Annotated in this window: 20 protein-coding genes; 12 read left to right on the forward strand and 8 right to left on the reverse strand. The window is 42.9% G+C overall.

Annotation, left to right across the window (positions count from 1 at the left end; all coding sequences use genetic code 11):
• Complete coding sequence (locus ACFPIK_RS03675; RefSeq protein WP_377912330.1) at nt 1-459, reverse strand: (2Fe-2S)-binding protein; 459 nt, start codon at nt 457-459, stop codon at nt 1-3.
• A gap of 249 nt (nt 460-708) precedes the next feature.
• On the opposite strand from ACFPIK_RS03675, the gene ACFPIK_RS03680 reads away from it, so the two are divergent.
• The 3 genes from ACFPIK_RS03680 to hrpB all read left to right on the forward strand — a co-directional run bounded on the left by ACFPIK_RS03680 (nt 709) and on the right by hrpB (nt 5,088).
• The gene (locus ACFPIK_RS03680; protein ID WP_377912332.1) at nt 709-1,857 is read left to right on the forward strand and encodes a Gfo/Idh/MocA family protein; all 1,149 of its coding nucleotides are present in this window, start codon (nt 709-711) and stop codon (nt 1,855-1,857) included.
• Nucleotides 1,858-1,985: 128 nt separating this feature from the next.
• Nucleotides 1,986-2,492, forward strand: coding sequence for a DUF2911 domain-containing protein (locus tag ACFPIK_RS03685; RefSeq protein WP_377912334.1), 507 nt, complete (start codon nt 1,986-1,988; stop codon nt 2,490-2,492).
• 109 nt (nt 2,493-2,601) lie between these two features.
• Entirely contained in the window at nt 2,602-5,088 is a 2,487-nt protein-coding gene (gene hrpB, locus ACFPIK_RS03690) for an ATP-dependent helicase HrpB (protein ID WP_377912336.1), read from the forward strand.
• A gap of 2 nt (nt 5,089-5,090) precedes the next feature.
• On the opposite strand, the gene ACFPIK_RS03695 is transcribed toward hrpB, so the two are convergent.
• Both ACFPIK_RS03695 and ACFPIK_RS03700 read right to left on the reverse strand, forming a co-directional pair.
• Nucleotides 5,091-5,708, reverse strand: a complete 618-nt coding sequence (locus ACFPIK_RS03695) for a hypothetical protein (protein ID WP_377912338.1) — start codon at nt 5,706-5,708, stop codon at nt 5,091-5,093.
• 39 nt (nt 5,709-5,747) lie between these two features.
• Nucleotides 5,748-6,269, reverse strand: a complete 522-nt coding sequence (locus ACFPIK_RS03700) for a HEAT repeat domain-containing protein (RefSeq protein WP_377912340.1) — start codon at nt 6,267-6,269, stop codon at nt 5,748-5,750.
• Nucleotides 6,270-6,317: 48 nt separating this feature from the next.
• Here ACFPIK_RS03700 and ACFPIK_RS03705 point away from each other — a divergent pair, with 48 nt between their 5' ends.
• The 3 genes from ACFPIK_RS03705 to ACFPIK_RS03715 all read left to right on the forward strand — a co-directional run bounded on the left by ACFPIK_RS03705 (nt 6,318) and on the right by ACFPIK_RS03715 (nt 9,131).
• Complete coding sequence (locus ACFPIK_RS03705) at nt 6,318-7,022, forward strand: hypothetical protein (protein ID WP_377912342.1); 705 nt, start codon at nt 6,318-6,320, stop codon at nt 7,020-7,022.
• 328 nt (nt 7,023-7,350) lie between these two features.
• Nucleotides 7,351-8,052: a DUF4304 domain-containing protein gene (locus tag ACFPIK_RS03710; RefSeq protein WP_377912344.1), complete on the forward strand. Its 702-nt coding sequence runs from the start codon at nt 7,351-7,353 to the stop codon at nt 8,050-8,052.
• 260 nt (nt 8,053-8,312) lie between these two features.
• Nucleotides 8,313-9,131 carry a hypothetical protein gene (locus ACFPIK_RS03715; protein ID WP_377912346.1) on the forward strand — a complete coding sequence of 273 codons (819 nt, stop codon included), beginning with the start codon at nt 8,313-8,315 and terminating at the stop codon, nt 9,129-9,131.
• A gap of 313 nt (nt 9,132-9,444) precedes the next feature.
• On the opposite strand, the gene ltrA is transcribed toward ACFPIK_RS03715, so the two are convergent.
• On the reverse strand, nt 9,445-10,539 hold the full coding sequence (gene ltrA / locus ACFPIK_RS03720; protein WP_377912348.1) for a group II intron reverse transcriptase/maturase: 1,095 nt from the start codon (nt 10,537-10,539) through the stop codon (nt 9,445-9,447).
• A gap of 658 nt (nt 10,540-11,197) precedes the next feature.
• On the opposite strand from ltrA, the gene ACFPIK_RS03725 reads away from it, so the two are divergent.
• Nucleotides 11,198-12,316, forward strand: coding sequence for a hypothetical protein (locus ACFPIK_RS03725; RefSeq protein WP_377912350.1), 1,119 nt, complete (start codon nt 11,198-11,200; stop codon nt 12,314-12,316).
• Nucleotides 12,317-12,635: 319 nt separating this feature from the next.
• Here ACFPIK_RS03725 and ACFPIK_RS03730 read toward each other — a convergent pair whose 3' ends face one another.
• From ACFPIK_RS03730 to ACFPIK_RS03740, 3 genes are all read right to left on the reverse strand, one after another.
• On the reverse strand, nt 12,636-13,013 hold the full coding sequence (locus tag ACFPIK_RS03730) for a TM2 domain-containing protein (RefSeq protein ID WP_377912352.1): 378 nt from the start codon (nt 13,011-13,013) through the stop codon (nt 12,636-12,638).
• Entirely contained in the window at nt 13,006-13,311 is a 306-nt protein-coding gene (locus ACFPIK_RS03735; protein WP_377912354.1) for a DUF2752 domain-containing protein, read from the reverse strand. Before ACFPIK_RS03735 ends, ACFPIK_RS03730 begins: the two co-directional genes overlap by 8 nt.
• A 108-nt stretch (nt 13,312-13,419) precedes the next feature.
• Entirely contained in the window at nt 13,420-14,502 is a 1,083-nt protein-coding gene (locus tag ACFPIK_RS03740; protein WP_377912356.1) for an oxygenase MpaB family protein, read from the reverse strand.
• A 49-nt stretch (nt 14,503-14,551) separates the two neighbouring features.
• On the opposite strand from ACFPIK_RS03740, the gene ACFPIK_RS03745 reads away from it, so the two are divergent.
• Nucleotides 14,552-15,445 carry a TolB family protein gene (locus ACFPIK_RS03745; RefSeq protein WP_377912358.1) on the forward strand — a complete coding sequence of 298 codons (894 nt, stop codon included), beginning with the start codon at nt 14,552-14,554 and terminating at the stop codon, nt 15,443-15,445.
• 13 nt (nt 15,446-15,458) lie between these two features.
• Nucleotides 15,459-16,382: an SMP-30/gluconolactonase/LRE family protein gene (locus ACFPIK_RS03750; RefSeq protein ID WP_377912360.1), complete on the forward strand. Its 924-nt coding sequence runs from the start codon at nt 15,459-15,461 to the stop codon at nt 16,380-16,382.
• A 68-nt stretch (nt 16,383-16,450) separates the two neighbouring features.
• Here the strand turns inward: ACFPIK_RS03750 and ACFPIK_RS03755 are convergent, their stop codons facing one another.
• Entirely contained in the window at nt 16,451-17,161 is a 711-nt protein-coding gene (locus ACFPIK_RS03755) for a DsbA family oxidoreductase (protein WP_377912362.1), read from the reverse strand.
• A gap of 63 nt (nt 17,162-17,224) precedes the next feature.
• On the opposite strand from ACFPIK_RS03755, the gene ACFPIK_RS03760 reads away from it, so the two are divergent.
• From ACFPIK_RS03760 to ACFPIK_RS03770, 3 genes are all read left to right on the forward strand, one after another.
• On the forward strand, nt 17,225-17,452 hold the full coding sequence (locus tag ACFPIK_RS03760) for a hypothetical protein (protein ID WP_377912364.1): 228 nt from the start codon (nt 17,225-17,227) through the stop codon (nt 17,450-17,452).
• Between the two features lie 14 nt (nt 17,453-17,466).
• Nucleotides 17,467-18,711, forward strand: coding sequence for an aminotransferase class V-fold PLP-dependent enzyme (locus tag ACFPIK_RS03765; RefSeq protein ID WP_377912366.1), 1,245 nt, complete (start codon nt 17,467-17,469; stop codon nt 18,709-18,711).
• 388 nt (nt 18,712-19,099) lie between these two features.
• The gene (locus tag ACFPIK_RS03770; RefSeq protein ID WP_377912368.1) at nt 19,100-19,783 is read left to right on the forward strand and encodes a GNAT family N-acetyltransferase; all 684 of its coding nucleotides are present in this window, start codon (nt 19,100-19,102) and stop codon (nt 19,781-19,783) included.
• The last annotated feature ends 17 nt before the right edge of the window (nt 19,784-19,800 follow it).

Consider the following 19,800-nt stretch of genomic DNA (forward strand, 5'->3'; position numbering starts at 1 on the left):
TTATTTGGTTTTGGCGGCTAAGGCTACTGCTTCACGAATCTTATGATAGGTACCGCAACGGCAGATATTTCTGTTCATCGCGTTATCAATTTCTTCCATGCTTGGATTTGGATTTTGCTCCAAAAATGCCGCCGCAGTCATGATTTGACCTGCCTGACAATAACCGCATTGGGCTACATCCACTTCTTCCCAAGCTTTCTGAACCGGATGGTCACCTTCTTCCGAAAGACCTTCGATGGTCGTCACTTCAGAATTGCCGACGCTGGAAATCGGAGTCACACAGGAGAAAGTTGCTTTTCCGTCTAAATGAACCGTACAGGCACCGCATTGTGCAATGCCGCATGAAAATTTGGTTCCGACCATTCCTAGACTGTCACGAAGTACCCACAAAAGCGGGGTATCATCTTCGACATCCACGGTATGGGACTTGCCGTTGATTTTTAGGTTAAAGTTTGCCATGGGTTATAAGTTGTTAAGACTTTCAAGTTAGGGATAATTTTTTTTGAAAATACCTGCTTTTGAATACTTGGTTTTAAGAAGGTTATGAATTGCAAATGGCTTACATGACTGTCATCTCAAGGGTTACTTTATCTCAGAAATTGAATTGTAAGAATCACTGAGCAGCTTATTTACGTCCTAAATTGATTTTTCTAAGCTGATAAAATTTCTAACTTCGATCCGTCTGTTTTTTAACAAAACCCTAAACCTATGTCCCAAACCATCAAAGCGGCTATCGTAGGTACCGGATTTATCGGTCCGGCGCACCTTGAGGCCCTGAGAAGAATTCCCAATGTCGAAGTAGTTGCCTTGGTTGAAGTCAATCAAGAATTGGCTAATGAAAAAGCCAAAATGCTTGGAATACCCAGAGCTTATACTTTTGACGACATGCTCAAGCAGGCCGATATTGATGTAGTGCACATCTGTACGCCAAACTTTCTCCACTACTCCCAAGCCAAGGCGGTCATGGAAGCGGAAAAGCATGTGATCTGTGAAAAACCTCTGGCAGTAAAAATTCATGAAGCTGAAGAACTTGTAAAAATTGCAAGTACCACCGGCTTGGTCAATGCTGTTCACTTCAACTTACGCTACTACCCGATGGTACGTCAGATGAAAGTGATGCGTGAAAAAGGTGAACTCGGGGAAGTGTACTCAATTATGGGTTCTTACCTTCAGGATTGGCTTTTCCTTCAGACTGACTATAACTGGAGATTGGAACCGGACAAATCCGGGGACTCCCGTGCCATCGCCGATATCGGATCTCACCTTTTGGACATTACCGAATACGTCACTGGCTTGAAAATCACCGAAGTGATGGCTGATTTCTCTACGGTTCACAAGACCCGATTGAAGCCATTGAAGCCGATCGAAACCTATTCGGGTAAAATGCTAACCATGGATGACTATCAAGAAGTGTCGATCAATACCGAAGATCATGCGACGGTTATGCTTCGTTTTGATAACGGTTCGAAAGGTTCTATCACCGTGTCACAAGTAAATGCAGGACGTAAAAACCGATTAAATATCGAAATCGCAGGTTCCAAGTCTAATTTTGAATTCAATTCAGAGCGACCAAACGAACTGTGGATCGGCAAACGTGAAAAAGCAAATGAGCACTTGATGAAAGATCCATCCTTGTTCCATAGAGAAGCATCATCCCTGATCAGTTTCCCCGGTGGACACAATGAAGGCTTCCCTGATACCTCCAAGCAGATGTTTAAAGAGGTCTATGCGGCCATTGCGACAGGCAAGCAGCCCGAAAATCCAAGCTTCCCGACCTTTGCGGATGGTCTCAGAGAACTCATCATCGGTGAGCGTATTGTAGAAAGCAACAAAAAACAAGCTTGGGTTAGAATCTAAGCTTTGATATCGAAGCCTTCCAATTTTTACGGAAGGCTTTTTTCATTTCGCTGCAACTTTGTTTTGCAATTAGGAGTTAGCAGAATGGAATTAATTTAAATCATTTCTATAACCAACCCTTTATTAACATGAACTTCAAAAAAATCTTCTTTTCACTTTCCCTAGCCTTATTGGCGTCTGTGGTTTCTTTTGCTCAGGAAAAAGCAAGTCCGGCAAGAACAGCTGAAGGAACAGCTGCAGGCAGCAAAATCACCATCAAATATTCCTCTCCCGCTGTCAAAGGCAGAACAATTTGGGGTGACCTTGTGCCACTGGGTCAAGTATGGAGAGCTGGTGCCGATGATGCAACCACCTTTACTACTACCAAAGACATTAGCATAGAGGGACAAAAACTACCTGCAGGTACTTACAGCTTCTTTATTATTCCCGGAGAAAGTCAGTCAACCTTCATTTTCAACAAGGTGGCCAAGCAATGGGGAGCATATACCTATGATGCAAAACAAGACGCATTAAGGGTAAACGTACCTTCTCAGCAAACTTCTACAATGGAAGAAAGACTCGTATATGAAGTGAAGCCTGACTCTTTCGAGATTCGTTGGGAATATGCAAAAGCTTCAGCTAAAATCGGTTCTTAAGTGTTAGATCCACTTTGAAAAAAACCATCGGAAATAATTCGATGGTTTTTTTATGCCTTTTTTAAGCTGAATCTCGATTAGTAACTTCTCGTGGGTAATTTTGTGGACCATGCCAAAATTTGATCCTTTTTCATTTGACCTACCCGTTTCAGAAATCATCCCCGAGGTCAAAAAACACCTTTCAGCTTCCAACTCCTTAATCATCCAAGCCCCTCCAGGTGCCGGAAAAAGTACACTCTTGCCTTTGACTCTTTTAGATGAACCATGGCTTGCAGGCAAAAAGATCATTATGCTTGAGCCTCGTCGCTTGGCCACCAAAAGCATCGCCCAGCGAATGGCTGATATGCTTGGTGAAGAAGTCGGAAAAACAGTGGGCTATCGAATCCGATTTGAATCGGCCATCTCCAATCAAACCCGGCTAGAAGTGATTACAGAGGGGATTCTGACCCGAATGATGCATCAGGACAATGCTCTGGAAGAGGTTGGATTGGTGATTTTTGACGAATTCCACGAACGCAATCTCTTTTCTGAGGTGGCTTTGGCGCTAGCCAGAGAAGTACAGCAAGTGCTTCGACCGGATTTGAGAATTCTGCTAATGTCAGCCACCATAGATGCAGACCAGCTTTCTCAGCTATTAGGATCAAAAGTGATCCAAAGCCAAGGAAGACAATATCCCGTAGAGGTGAATTACCTCAATGAAGTGGACGAATATGCCATCGGTGAGGATACCGCTCGGCAAATCATCCCTTTGACCAAGAAGCACACCGGCGATTTTCTGGTCTTTTTGCCCGGTCAGGGCGAAATCAAAAAGACCGAAGAAATCCTCAAAAGAGCACTTCCTGAGGATGTCATTGTCCCACTTTTTGGGCAACTTTCTCCATCGGAGCAAAATCGCGCTATTCTCCCCCATCCTTCAGGAAAGCGGAAAATCGTTCTTTCCACAGACATTGCAGAGACATCCTTGACCATCGAAGGTGTCCGGGTGGTGGTTGATTCCGGCTTTGCCAAATCGAATCGATTTGATGCCCGTTCAGGACTTTCCCGTTTGGTTCTGCATCGCATCAGCAAGGATTCGGCGGATCAGCGAAGTGGACGGGCAGGCAGACTGTCTTCCGGTCATTCTTATCGGCTGTGGTCAAAAGCCACCCAAGCGCAATTGGCAGAATATCGGACTCCAGAACTTTTGGAGGCAGATTTGACTTCGCTGGTGCTCGATATGAAAGCTTGGGGCAAAGAAGATATCCGATCCATGACTTGGCTGACACCACCTCCAGCAGGTACGTTGGCACTTTCTGAAAAAGTACTCGAAGCCATCGATGCGGTGGAAGTCGGAAAATTGACCGACCACGGGAAGGAAATCCATCAGCTGCCCGTTCATCCACGAATCGCACACATGCTCATCTATGCCAAACGGATGAATCAATTGGCTTTGGCCACGGATATCGCTGCGGTATTGGAGGAAAGAGACCCGCTCCCTGCTGATGCAGGCGTGGATTTGAATTTGCGGATTGATGCCTTGAGAAAGTTTCGTGATCGAGGTGTCAGCATGTCTCGGATCAAAAAAATCGAAAAAGTAGCCGCGCAGTATCGCCGTCTTTTCAACATTCAGCCCGAAAATAAACCCGCTGACCCATGGGCCACAGGGCTACTTTTGGCCTATGCCTATCCAGAACGAATTGCTGCTGCTCGTCCGGGAAACAATGCCCAATTTCAGCTTTCCAATGGGAAAATCGCCCAAATCGGTCATCGCGATGACTTGGCGCACGAGTCTTGGTTGGCGGTTGCGCATGTAGATGCACGAGAAGGCCTGGGTAAAATCTGGATGGCAGCCCCGCTCAACCCAAAAGACTTGGCTCCTTTGCTCAAGACCAAGGAAGTCTTGGAATGGGATCGAAAAAAAGGGGGACTGATCGCGCATTCAGAAATCCGGATTGGTGCCATCATTTTAGGAACAAGACCGCTCCAAAAGTTCGATAAGTCCTTGGCCAAGCAAGCTATTCTTGAGGCAATTCAGGAAGAAGGACAATTCCTCCTGGATTGGAATGAGGAGGTGATGCAGCTGATTTTTCGGGTGCAATCCTTGAAAAAATGGAATCCAGATCAAAATTGGCCGGATTGGTCAGTTGAAACGCTTTGTCAAAGCTCACCGGAATGGTTGGAACCTTATTTGGAAAATATCTCCAAAAACGAGGATTTCAAAAAACTGGACTTGAGTCAAATTCTCCTTCATTCCCTTTCTTTTGAGCAGCAACAACTTTTGGAATCTTTGGCCCCTTCAAAAATTACTGTTCCTTCGGGCAGTCAGATCAGGCTCGAATACAAAGAAGAGGGAGTTACTCCCCTGCTTTCCGTTCGACTGCAAGAATTATTCGGCTTACTCGACACGCCCAAAGTCAATCAGGGAAAAGTGGCGGTATTGATCGAAATGCTGTCTCCGGGTTACAAACCGGTGCAGCTTACTCAGGATTTAAAGAGCTTTTGGGCCAATGGCTATTTCGAAGTGAAAAAAGAACTGAAAAGGCGCTACCCCAAACACGAATGGCCAGAAGATCCCATCAGTGCCGAAGCGGTACGAGGAGTCAAAAAACGGTTTTAAACTTAGAGATGATCCAAAAAATCAAGCAATTGGAGAAATGAGGCGATGGTAAACGGTGTCAATTCCTTTTGTTTGATTTGGTGAAGATATAGTTGCCTTAACTCTTCATATCCCTCCCTGTGGTACAATCTGGCTAGAGTAACCCCTCTAAAAGCGTGATAAACAAAATTTTGGTTGGGAAAGGGTTGTGCTTGCTGTATTTCAAATGCCAATTCTAAAGATTTAGAATCAGACATCGTATCCAGCCAGTGAAACCCATGTTTGACCAAAAATTCCTCGCCTTTTTCGATGGCTTCAATTAGATTGAATTCATGATCCAACACAAATCTCTTCGGAAAGCCCGCCTGAATCGCATCGGGAGATTGAATTAGGGTAATTGATCGCTGTGCGTAATCGCTCAGCGTGGGAAGGAACTTGTGAATAATAGTCTCCACCAAATGATTCCTGATTCCCAATTTGTACTCTAAATAAGAAACATCAGGATACTCGGTATAATGCACGAAGATTACCTGGTTACCTTCGGTAAATGGCTTTTCAAACAATAGATGTTGGGGATGAAAGGCAAATCCAAAATCTCTGAAAAACCCAAAATGCAGATCGATAACTTCCTCTTTCCTCATAGTTTAAAAACAGAGGAAAATGGCAAATGTTGTATCCGATCAGGAGAATAATTCTTTCAGCTCCTGTAGCATAGGCTCCACTTCTGACTTTTTCAAGATCAGACTTCCTTCATCTTCAGGATTGTGCAAGTAATGGTTCCAGTGTTTTTCCGCTTTTCGGATGGTACGCGGGGTAATGTCAAATTCCACACTGTCCAAGTAATCTTTGGCTAAGGTAGATGCCTTAAAATTGCCAAACAGGTACACTCTAAAAATGTCCACAAAACGCTCAGCCAAGTCAAATTCCTCTAAAATCTGAGCGAATGCCCCTTGAACTGACTTATTCTTTTTGTCAAAAATCGCCTCAAAAATCGCATCCAAAGACTCTTCATTCCATGAGGTCTTGGATAGTGCACGACATGCGAGGTAAGCGATCTCCCAATTATCTCCTTTCACGAGGGTAATCAGATGATTTTTAGTTTCTTCATCCGCCATCGCTCCCAATTTATCCGCAAAGTGATAGGCTTCGTCTTCTTTTGGGTCGCACATCCGGTTGAGGACTTTTTGGATTTCTTCCTGCATGATTTTTCGGTTTCTTTGCACAAAGATAGCCTAAATGGCTTCCCAAACATGACCATTCCCCAATCCATTTCTTTAAGCTTATCTGATGCGGAGCAAATCCTTACTCATGCAAAGGAGTCCCATTGGATCGTGAATTACGAGGAGGAAAAGCATCAGTTGGTTTTGGAAAAGGAAAATGAGTGGCTGGCAAAAATGTACTTGCCTTGGACTTACGAGTGGGATGAAAAGAAGGGATTGGACGTTCGGCCTGAAACCCATTTTTCCTTGGCTTTGATCCGTGCAGGGCAGGCTGCGGTAGGGTATTTTCATCAAGGGCAACTGATCGATCACCGGGTTTTTCGGGCTTATATGGTCCGACAAAAGCAAGGAAAATCCCAAATCAAACACCTGAAAACCAAAGGAAAATCCAGAGCCGGTTCACGTATCAGATTAGCTGAAACCGCACGTTTTTTTGAAGAAATCAACGAACGGCTTCAAACCTACTCCGCGCAGTATCCCATGGATTTTTGGGGGATCAGTTGTGCCAAAACGATGTGGCCCTACTTTTTTGATTCGGAGGTCTCTCCTCCTTTTTCTTCCAAGGATGCCAACTTGATCGAACTGCCTTTTCATATCGCACAGGCCTCTTTTGAAGAACTGGAAAAAGCCGGGAAGCTATTATCCCAATTTCACCTGATCCTATCTGACAAGGGAAAAGATGCGATTAATCTGAAGTCAAAAGAAATAGAAATCACCGATTCGGAAGACTGGTAAGATTTGGAAGGTTGTTCATCCGAGAGATTCACTAGTTCTCCAAATCTTAGAGATCATACTTGTATCGGCACAGATCGCCTTCTTATTCAGGGAGGTACAGCGGAAACCATAAAAATCTATGAGTTCTATTTGCCAGGCCAAGTGCGCGAACTGGTAAACTAAGATTTGGAGGAGAAAGGTAATCGGGCTATTTTGATAAAGATTTCGGAGGAAGAAGGGCTGAAAAATAATAGTTACCTCAAGGTGCACTAATCTGCCGAAAATTGGGTGCATTAGAGTGCCAAAGGTGTATAAATAAATGAGTTACCGGCAAGCTTAAAAAACTGCAATGCAAGAAGCTAAATTAAAACAACAGTTTGATGATATACTTAAATTGACCATTACACCTGCATTGAAAGGTTTGGGGTTCAAGAAAAAAGGACTTCATTTTAATAGAAGTATGAATGATATTTTCCAATGTTTGAATATTCAGAAAAGTAAGTGGAATTCTTATGATGAAAGCATAAGCTTTACTTTTAATTTGGGTTTTTACAGTGGAAAAATCAACAGTATTTTAACTGAAAAGGAGGATTCAATTTTGTCACCTCAGTTTAATGATTGTTTTATTCAAGGAAGAATCGGAAATCTCACTAAACGTAAAGACCATTGGTACGAATTAAATAATAAAGAAAGTTTTGAGGTAATAAGAGAACAAGTTGCAAACCACATTGAAAGCTTTTTAATTCCTCACTTTGAAAAGTATAATTCCCTCGCAAAACTTGTAGAGCTTGTAGAAAAAAATGAAAGTGACCGAATTTACATGGTTTCGCCAATAGGGAAGTTTATATTATTGATGATAACAAATCAAAAAGAGATTGCTACCAAACATATAAAGGTTGAGTATGAAAACGCTTTGAATCCACAAGAAACAACACATACAATAAATTATCCTAATGGAACAAGCAAAGTTTACACTTCAAAGCCTCATGTAAATCAAGTTTATGTAGACTTCATAAAAAAGTTTGCAAAATATTATGATATCGAACTCTAAAACAAAAGGAAGCCAGGTGGTAACATCACCTTGGATACAGCGGGCGGTTCCGGGTAAATAGAAAGTTCAGTATCTTTAATAAGTTAGGAGTAGGCTGGAAGCGAACGGCTCCAAATGCCCGCCATCTCCAAGCTGAATCACGTTAGCACCCATACTTAAACAGACAACAACTAATGAGAACATTTCTAATTCTTACAATATTACTTCTGACTTTTGGCTGTTCCAATAAGGACAATTCTAAACGTTCAAACAGTGACAGTTTGCAAACGACCAATATTGACACTTTACAAACGAATAAAGATTTACTGAATGAGAACATTCAATACATTGGCTTCATAGACAAATTTTATTTTTCTAAGGACAATGAAGCCTATGTTGAACTGTATTTCATAAAAGACCAGACAAACGCAGACGAGTACGAGAGAATAGTAAAACTTGCTGACTCTTTAATTTATGAAGACGATGAAAACAGCAGGCACAAATTTCCCGACAATTTATCGCAAAAATATTTTGACCTTCGGGGACTTTCAAAACTTAAAATATATGACCGAAACAACAAACTTTTTTGTAATGCTGACTTTGTTCGTGTTGAGTATTTAAATCAAAACATTTCTTCACCTTTTATCGCTGTATTCAAGACAGAGAAATTAATCAAAGAAGATGGTTATTATGGAATAAGTAGTTTTAGTGGGATGTTTGAGCAATTAAGTTATAAGGTTTCAAAAGACACTATAATGACGCAGAATATTTTGACAAAGCTAAACGAGCTGAGACCTTATTACGGACTTGAAAACAACGGAACTCATTTATCCTTTTCAGACAACGACACAATACTATCAATTATTAATTCAGAGAATTTTGCTTATGTTACATTGACAATTAACAAGGACTTTAAAGTTTTATACAAAAGCACAGACTTTGAAAACATTGATGAAATAAGAATTATTCAACTAACTAAAAATGGACTCCCATATATCTTAACAAGAAATGTAAAACCCGATACAGATGTAATGTGGGACAACTTATTAATTTACGATGGAACAAATTATAAAGCGACAAACAGACAACGGAATGAATAGTACGGGTGCTAATCGAGTAGACGGCCCTACCGAGTTTCCTCGATAGGGTGCGCCTCTCACACCACCGTACGTACGGGTCTTCCCGAATCAAGTTCGGGACAGGCTGTATACGGCGGTTCACTGGATTGTAGGTTGCGATTTTTGGTAATAGGAAAGCATCGATTCATACCCTTTCCTTCTCAGACGAGACAGCGTGATAGTCGTCGTCAGAATCGGACTCTGAGCGACTGCCCACCCCCCTTTCCTAGTTCTGCTAAATGCATAGGCATGGTCTGGGTCTACTCCCAATCTGATCAGGTTTTTACGTTTCCGCTCAGGCTTTTTCTCCCGAAAGCTTTCGGGACCAGATGCAGTAGCGAAGTCGGTTTCTCAGCCACTCATCGAGTGATTTCAGTTTAGCTGTGATGCTGGCAAGGCGGTAGTTATTTACCCAGCCCCGCCATACCTCGCTCAACTTTTGAAGCCTTTCCTCAAAACTATACGGTTTTGTCTTCTTGGTGATCTGTTTGAGTTTACGTTTGAGTGAGACCCAGCTGTTTTTCTTCACTACCAACTGATATTTTCCTTTGACTCCTCTTTCGTAGGTCGGGACAAATGCATGTCCTAATAACTCAAAATCGGATGGTCTTCGGATGCCACTCTTTTCCCTGTTGATGGGCAATTTGAGTTTGTCTCTTAGGAAGAGATAAATCTCATTGCCGACTTTTCTGGCTTCCTTCTTTGACTTGGTGTAGATGCTGAAATCGTCCGCATAGCGGACGTATTTCAGGTTTCTCCGTTCCAGTTCCTTGTCCAACACATCCAGAAGGATATTGCTTAGGAGGGGGCTGATCGGGGAACCTTGCGGAACGCCTTTTCGACGTTTGTGCAGTTTTCCGTTGATCTGGATCGGTGCACGCAGCCACTTTCGGATGAGCCTTAGAGTGGTCTGACATTTTACCCGTTGGTAAATGAGTTCAAGTAAAATCGAATGGTCCACTTCGTCAAAGAATCCTTTCAGGTCGATGTCCACAATATCCTGATAGCCATCATTGATGTAATTCAGCGCTTGTGTCACGGCCTTGTGGATGTTCTTTTCGGGACGGAACCCATAGCTGTGATCTTCAAACGTGAGTTCATACTTGGTCATCAGTACTTGGCTTACCGCCTGTTGGAGCCATCTGTCCACTACGGTGGGAACTCCAAGCAACCTTGTCTTTCCGTTACTCTTGGGGATTTCCACTCCCTTGATAGGCTTGGGTACATAACTATGGTTGAGGATGGAGGTCAGAAGGCTGTTCCTGTTGCTTTCCAGAAAGGAAAACAGTTCGGTGACCTTCATATCGTCCACACCTGACGAACCTTTGTTCTGCACCACCTTTCGGTAGGCTTTGTACAGGTTCTTACGGTTGAGTACTTGTTCTATCATTCTTTAATCTGTTAACCCTGTCCGCTTAAGAAAAGGCTATTCCGCAGGACGGAACTCCTCATCGAATTTGGACGTAATCCAATGTTCGGCCCTTCGCCAGTTTCATGAGGCCTCCATAGTTCTTATGGCTCGTTTCTGCTGGTTACTATGACCTCTGCTGACTTCTCTTGGATGTTCTCGACATCCAGAGACCTCCCCAGGTAAGAGCATATTCCTTCCCCCAATTTCCACTGGATCTACCAGGCAGGCACTTGATGGTTCCCCACCCTTGGGACGTCAGTATGCTGTGCTACCTTATCCGACCTGTCAGGCCTCTGTATCCAGTTCCTGTACGTTGGAACCGGGGTTTGCAGGCTCGCTTCCTTCAGTGCATGCCTTACGACAAACCACCTTGCGACTTGCTAATGCTTCAGGACGTTACCCCCGCGCACAAGGGACTTCCACCCTCTGGAATATTTTGATATCTTCGATACCAGATGCCCATGCTGGGCACACACAGCCGTTTTGCAAAAGCGGGGGTTTCGTGCTTCTATGACAGTGAAGTGCTAAATTCAAGCTTTGTGCATCTAATGAAGTTTAGTGCTGAAAATCCCCGCCTTCGCAAAGCGGCAAACCGTTAGTACCAATATTAAATGACATCAGAACCAACAAATAGAGAATGACAACAATTTCAAGATGGGTAGTTCCGAGTTATTTTACGGAAGAAAAACATAAAACAGACGAGTTGATTTTCGACTTGACTGACCACTTGAAACTTATGCTGAAAAATGAAGTTTGGAATAGAAAATTTGATTACAGTTTTAGCACTGGACTAAAAAACACTAATCAAACAGAAATAAAAAGTGCAATAATAAAAGTTTATCCTCGTTTTATTTCGGGATATGTTAATGAAAAACGAATCCCAGAACTAATCGAAAAAGTTTGTGGAAAAATTGCGACTCATTTAAAAGTTAAGAGTTACAAAGAATGGTCTCATCAAATTGGTTTTTCAATAATTGAAATAGAATACAATACCAAAACCAAAAATATCCCTTCAAAGAAAGATTTGATTGATGATTACATTCCACATTATGAAATGGAATTCATTGAGATATATCATCAACAATTAGCAGTCCTTAAAGAATTGGCTTCCTTTTTTCTTGCTGGTCTTCATTTAAGTTTTCCAACTCAATCAATTATGATGAGGAATGACACACCATTAAATGACGGATTTTTTCAAATAAAATCAGGTAGTAAAAGTTATGCAACTAAAGTAGCTTCTAATGCCTTTATGCACGAAATACTTATTGAAACAAGCAAAAAATCGAATATTGATATAAATCTTAAGGGACTTGCGTCTGTATGGCATTATGATTTATGGCCATTAAAGAGATACCTCAATGCTGTTGAATCAGACCAAATTTCAATGGACAATTTACTAGATTTGATTTATGCCCTTGAAGGTTTATTTGAAAAGAACACGTCCTCTGACTTTGTTAAATCAATGTGCATACTAAGTTTATGCAAGACAAGGAAAGATGCACGACAAATGAAAAGCTTATTAGATGTTGCTTATCGAATAAGAAATGACATTGCTCACGGAGAGCGTTCATATGACCCTTATGATTATGTAAAACTTGATGGAAAAGAAACACTCGCTCAAATGATTTATTGGAAAATGAAAACCATTGTTGCAGTAATGATGATTAGAGGTATTTCCAAACTTCTGAATAATCCAGAAATGCGAAACTTAAGATTTAATACTGACGACTTTATAAATTTGACCTTTGAGAAATGATAAGAAATACTGGTGCTAACAGCCGTTTGCCGCAATGGGGGCTGACGTGGTTAAATCAAGTGCAGTGCTTCTATCAACATTTGTGCTTGCAACAATTGTGCTTGGTTGACAGTGAAGTGCTCCGAAATCCGCCACTGCGCCAAGCGCCAAAACGTTATATCCAATCTTAGAAAGACACTTTATTTTCAGCCCTTCCCAACCCGTTTTGGAAGGGCTTTTTGTTGGCAACCTTCACTAGTAATCTACAAACAAAAAAACCTTTGGCCTCGACGAGCGAAACCAAAGGTTAGGTTAGTGGTGTAAGTAATTAGGCTAGTTCTTAGAAGCTTGAGCTTCCAGAACTTGGGAAATTGTTGGAAATCATCGCCATGGTCTCATGGGCTACTTTGATGTTAAACTCATAAGCCAAGCTCTTGTAATTGACCAAGTCCACGATGGTACCGATGAAGCACAAGCCAAGGGTTAGGATGTAGAGAATACCCAAACCCACCTGACCAAGTATAAATCGGTGTAGTCCGGCGAATCCAAAGAAACCAAGCAAGGTCAAGATCAAAATCATCTGAGAATCCTTTCTTCTAGCCCGGTAAACCTGCGCAAAGAGCGAAGCTTGATCCTCGTCCATATTTTTCATCAATCCCTGAATGTAGCCCAGTTCCATACCTTCCAGTTCAGGGAGATGCCTCAATACATTAGCCATAATTGTGTGTTGTTTTTAGGTTTTTGATTAAAGTCCAAATTCGGTGAAGGATCACACCAAAGGCCAGCATTGCCAGTGGGTGCATGGACCAGGAGGCCTGAATCTCTCCCCGCGCGAGGAGGCTCATCGACCGTCCCAATCCACATCCCGGACACCAGCTGAAGCCCATGCTATCCAGTGGGCAAAGGCTGAAATGATGTCCTGCATCTGGATTGATCGTGAAGATGGCAATTAAGCTACCGATCCAAAAGATCAATTCCAAAGGGATGCGTCTAAGCCATGAGGTGATTTCCTTCATGCAGGACAAAGTACGAAAAAGGTGCCATCTGGCAAATGTGGCCTATATGCCCTGATTTCCGCGTTGGTGTAAAAATCTTGGATGATTTGCGTACAAGAAAGTGTCCGATTATGTACGCTTTAATTCGGGAAGTTTGATTTCGAGTACTTTTCCAAACTGGGCTTGCTGCTGAGTTTGGAGGTTTTTCCTCAGCGCTTTGTATCCTTTCTTTCCTCCAAAATTCTTCCTTCCTGCAAAGTTAAACACCAAACCCAAGATCTCTCCCGGGACCTTGATTCCTGGTTTCAGGTTTAATGCTTCTGATGCCTCTTGACCTAAGAAAAAGGAAAGAATTCCCTCCGCCTGAGCGTTGAGCACCGGATCGAGTATTGTTTTTTGGTAAAAATGAAGCAGACCTTTTACCAAACGCTGCCCTGCTTCTGAGGATTTCAAATGCCTTTTTCGGATCAGCTTATCCAATTCAAATGCCTCCTTAGTCGTGGTTGGCCAAAATTGAGTTTCTATTCCCATCAGCTCCCCGATCCATTTCCAATAGCTCAAGACCGATTCGTATTCTTTTTCCGAAGGTGCTGCGCCCATTTTGGCCAAACCTCTCAATACGATATGGCTAAAGGCCAGATTGGTGCCGAGCATATCTTCTTGATTCACAGGTTGCCCGAAAGCCAACTCCCAGTCTTTAGCATAATTCATGATGAAATACCTACTCAATGCATGGATCAATCGGACTTTAGCACAAACCAAATATGCTTGATCTTGCTCTGAAAAAGCTCCCGGGCGAAAGATCTCCAAGACAAAGGAGGCAGTCTCCCCTAGCCTCTCCCCGATCTGATCCAAAATCCGATTGGACCGAACCAATACCTGCGCACCATCGGCAAAGGCATAGCAGTAAGGCAGCGCATAAAAGCCAAGCATAGCGAGGTAGAGGTCTCCTTTTTCCTCAAAAAAATCCTGAGCTGATCGGAGATCGGATTCAGCATACTCCTGTGCCTTATCAAGGTAAAAAGTAAAAAATGCCTTCAGTTCGGCTGGAAATTCCTTTGGAAGTTCTTCAGGAATCACATTCCATGCATTGATCTCAGTGATCAAACTTGGGTTTTGGACCAAAGAAAAAACCGCCTGATCAGCTAAGGTATCCTGCCTCTTTCTGAGTTGATCAAAAACGGAATTGGTGTAAAACTGTAATTTCTCCACGCCATTCTAACCTGCATTTTGTAATTTGGTTGGCCTAGAATCTGATTTCATGTCAAAAAATATAGCTCTTCTTGTTTTTCTTTCTTTGGCGATCTGTCAAACCCTTCACGCTCAGGCTGCTTCTGATCTTTGGGTAGTCGATACCGAAGGAAAGGGTGGAAAGATCAAACTCCTTACTTCCACTGCAAAACCCCTCACCAATCGGCCGGAATACGACAATCAGCCCAATTTCATCAACGACTCGGAATTGGTCTTTTCGGCAGCGGATCAAAATGGCAACCATGACATTATCCTGTATAGTTTCCGCACAGGCAATTTTACCAACCTGTCCAAAACGCCCGACCGAAGCGAATATTCCCCAAATCTCACCGACTGCAAGCAATACATTTCGGCGGTAGTCGTAGAGCCGGATGGAAAGCAGCGGCTTTGGCTGTATCCGATTATCGGTGAAGCGCCCGAGCTTTTGTATGATGACATTGCCCCGGTGGGCTATTACGACTGGTATGACAACAAAGCGGCCATGTTTGTATTAGGAGAACCCAACAAACTGGTCTATGCCCGAGGAAAAGGGAATGTGCAGGAGATTTCTAAAAATATTGGCAGATCTGTCAAAAAACGCCCAAATACATCCGAAATCGCCTACCTGGACCGTAATGACTTAAAGTCAACCTCAGAAGGAGATCAAGTAAGCATCAAGTCAATTAACTTGAAAACCAATACCACCGAATCCTTTGGATACACCCTGTCGGGTTCGCAGGATTTGATTTGGATCGACAAAAACCATTTGCTGATGGCAAAAGGAAATGAGGTCTTTATCAAAAATGTGAGAGATTCAGATTGGCTTTCTCTCGGAAAAATCGAATCTTCGACCCATCAGAACATTACCCGAATGGCATACAGTCCAGAGTTGAACAAGCTCGTGTTTGTCATGAATAGAAAATAACACCCAATAACCTATGAACAACTTATTCAAATCTGCGGTGGTTTTGTCCGCACTTCTTTTGGCAGGAAATACGCTGCAAGCTCAAATCGATGACAAACGCGGTATTGTAGCCAAAGGAGCACAATTGGAAAAAGTAAAGGACGGCTTCAGTTTCACGGAAGGTCCTGCAGTCAACCGTCAGGGAGACATTTTTTTCACAGATCAGCCAAATGATAAAATCTACCGCTGGAATCCCAATTCCAATCAGATTACACTATTCAAAGAAGGTGCAGGCAGATCCAATGGCTTGTATTTTCAGTTGGATGGCAAGCTCATCGCTGCGGCTGACTTGAACAATGAATTGTGGGAGATAGATCCTCAGACCGGAAAAGAAACTGTGTTGGTACCTTCTTTTCGAGGTAAAAAGCTCAACGGTCCAAATGACGTTTGGGTGAGACCCAAAGGAGGCTTGTACTTCACTGATCCACTCTATCCAAGACCCTATTGGGAAGGAATCCGGAGCAAAGAAATGCAACAGGACGGGCAGCACGTGTATTACTTATCTGCGGATCGAACTGAACTATTTCGGGTAGCTGAAGACCTCAAACAGCCCAATGGCATTGTGGGTACTCCTGATGGCAAATACCTGTATGTAGCAGATATCGGAGACAAAAAAACCTGGAAATATGAGATTCAGGAAGACGGGTATTTGACCAACAAAACACTTTTCTGCGAAATGGGATCCGATGGAATGACCATTGACGAGCGTGGCAATGTGTACCTGACCGGAAAAGGAGTCACCGTATTTGACCGAAACGGAGAGCAAATCGCACATATTCCGGTTCCTGAAAACTGGACCGCTAATGTGGCTTTTGGTTCACTTACCCGAAATACCTTGTTTATCACTGCGATGGGATCTGTCTATACCCTAAAAATGAAACACAGAGGAGTTTGGTGAAAAAGCTGGAAGTGGGAAGACCGAAGACCGAAGTTTTCTTCCGTCTTCGGTCTTCCGTCTTCGCGCTACTACCAACAATTCCCATCCACATCGCAGCTTTCGCCTTCGTTTCCGGAAGCAATGTCTAGCACAGGGTTATTTTTAGCGTATTCCGCCCAAGCCTTTTCCAGAGTCTGATCAAATACCTCATCCGGTTGAGCTCCTGAGATGCCGAATTTTCGATCCAACACAAAGAAAGGCACTCCCCTCACTCCGATTTGTCTGGATTCATAAATATCCTGATAAACAGCTTCTTCATACTGATTGGATTCAAGCATGGGTTTAATTTTTTCCTCAGGCACCCCAACTTCTTTTCCAAGCTGTATCAAGGTATCGGTATCATCCACATTGAGACCATCGGTAAAGTAAGCCTTCAGCAATCGCTCCTTCATAGCGTCTTGAACGCCAAATTCTTTGGCCAAGTGAATCAGGCGATGGGCATTTTTGGTATTGGCTACCACAGCCTTATCAAAGTCAAAAGTCAAGCCTTCTGCCTTGGCCAATCCCACTACTTGGGAAGTGATCTGTTTGGTTTGCTCCATGGACCAGCCTTTAGATTTGGAGAGATCTTCCAAAGTGCTGACACCTGGCTTGGTTTGCTGATCAGGATTTAACTGAAAACTCTTCCACTCGATTTCGACTTTTTCTTTAAATGGAAATTTCTGTAGCGCCTTTTCCATCTTTCTTTTTCCGATGTAGCAAAAAGGACACACGACGTCAGACCAAATCTCGATTTTCATAAGTTTCTATTTTTCAATTCACCAGAAAAAGAAGGCACTGCACCTACGGCACCTTTTTTTCTCATGGCATTTGATTGGATTTTTACTTTACTTAAAGCACAAATCGGAAATCACCCTAAAGAGTTCACCAAAACTGTGAAAACCAAAGAATGCCCTTCCTGTGCCATGGAAGTCGATGCCAAGGCAAAAGTTTGCCCCATTTGCCAGTTTGAATTCCCCAAGCGCTCGCCTTGGATTACATGGATGGCGATCTTTTTGGTGATCATTTGGCTACTTTCCTACATCCTTTGAAACCACCCACACCTATGAATAAACGATCTTTCCTGAAGTATTTGGCCGCTTTTGGCATTGGAGGAAGTGTCTTTCCTGCGGCTGCAAAACCTTTTTCACTAGATCAACTCGACTGGAATTCCGATGACATTTGGGATCAAATCCGTGCCGGCTACCGAATCAAGCGAGACTACATCAACTTCGAAAATGGATACTATTGCTTTCTCCCCGAAGAATTGTTGGAAAAGCAAATCGCTCACATCCGAGAAGTGAATTTTCAGGCTTCCCACTACATGCGAGGGGTTCAATTTGAAAATAAAGCCAAGTCCGCAGCAGCCCTTGCCGCTTTGGTTGGTGCAGATGCAGAGGAAGTGGTATTAACCAGAAACACGACCGAATCTTTGGATTTGATTATTTCCGGTTATCCTTGGAAGCCCGGTGATGAAGCAGTTTTTTCTAATCAGGATTATGGAAGCATGCAGACGATGTTTGAGATGGCTTCCAAACGCTGGGGGATTAAGACGGTAAAAATCGACATCCCGATGGACCCCAAAAATGATGAGGAGGTGGTCGAGGCCTACCGAAAAGCCATCACCCCGAAGACCAAACTGATGATGGTGCCGCATATCGTCAACATTACAGGGCATATTTTACCCGTGAGAAAAATTGCAGACATGGCTCATTCCTATGGAGTAGAGGTTATGCTCGATGGGGCACATGCGGTAGGTCATTTCACTTTTAACATGCATGAACTCGACTGTGACTACTACGGATCCAGTCTTCATAAGTGGTTGAGTGTACCTCTTGGAGCTGGAATGCTGTATGTGAAAAAAGACAAAATCAGTAAAATCCAACCGCTTTTGGCTCCTTTTGACCTCAATTTAAAAACAATCGCATACCTCAATCATATCGGAACACACCCTGCTGCAACGGATTTGACAGTGATCGATTCCATTGAATTTCAAAACCGCATTGGAGCAAAGAGAAAGGAAGATCGATTGAGATTTATCCAAAAATATTGGTCGGATCAGGTCCGAAACCATCCTGGAATCAAAGTAAACACTCCAGAAGATCCTTCCCGTTGCTGCGGCATTGGAAATGTATGGGTGGAAAAATACACACCTGCGGAAATGGGTAAAATCCTGTTGGAGAAATACAAAATCTTCACCGCTCCGATCGATGGCTCCGGGGTGAAAGGCGTGAGAGTAAGTCCCAATATCTATACTACCACTGCCGAATGCGACCAATTGGTAAAAGCACTCAAGGAAATGGCTTCTTAGAATTAGAATTTCCCAAATAAAAGCAAGGCCTTTGTACCGATTACAAAGGCCTTTTTTGCTTTTATTTCAAAATTTTCAAGAAATAGGCCTGAATTTTAAAAAATAATCCTTGCAATTGTTTTTTTGAGGTATAACATTTGCAGCCTCAAAAGCATGATCAAGTTCAACACCATAGCGAACCTTTCTTTTCTTCAAGTCAACTTCTCGTTGGCATCTGAAGCTATGGTTAATTTTTCTCCTTTGTTGAGGTCTAGGCAGACGTTTAGGGTTTGACCCTGCGTACTTTATTGTTTTCCTACGTGGAAAACTCCTCCCGACCAATCCATTTACTAAATCTTAATTCACAAGCCCTGCTCTCTCCGGAGACAGTACAATTCATGCAATTTCAATGGAAGAAATCTCTTTCAACATCATTGTAGCCGATTCCACTCATAAGAAGTATTCCGAGCAGATTACAGCTGAAATGGAAAACTCTGCAAAAGCTAGAGGAACAGGTATTGCCAAGCGGAGCCCGGCCTATATCGAAACCAAAATGGATGAAGGAAAGGCAGTCATTGCCTTGACTTCGGATGGGGTTTGGGCAGGATTCTGCTATATTGAAGCTTGGGGTCACGGCAAGTTTGTGGCTAACTCCGGTTTGATTGTGTCGCCGCAATTCAGGAAGTATGGATTGGCAAGAAAAATCAAGCAGGAAGTTTTCAAACTGAGCCGTAAAAAATATCCGGAATCCAAAATCTTCGGTTTGACTACCGGTGCAGCCGTGATGAAGATCAACTCGGAATTGGGCTACATTCCTGTATCCTACTCTGATCTGACCGATGATCAAGAATTTTGGAAAGGCTGCCAAAGCTGCGTGAATTATGAGATTCTCATGTCGAAAAATCGACAGAATTGTCTCTGTACAGCAATGCTGTATGATCCACAAGCCAAAAAGAACCACACCGAGGATCTTGCGCTGAGGGATGATTTTGAGAAGGAACTGAAGCTGTTTGATCGTTGGGTCAGATTGAAAAAGTTCGTCATGCTCAAACTCACCAAGTCGAAAGACACCTTGAAAAGTATATTTCTATAACCTACTCATCCCGTGAT

It is taken from the genome of Algoriphagus aquatilis (genome assembly GCF_042657405.1).
Lineage (GTDB): Bacteria > Bacteroidota > Bacteroidia > Cytophagales > Cyclobacteriaceae > Algoriphagus > Algoriphagus aquatilis.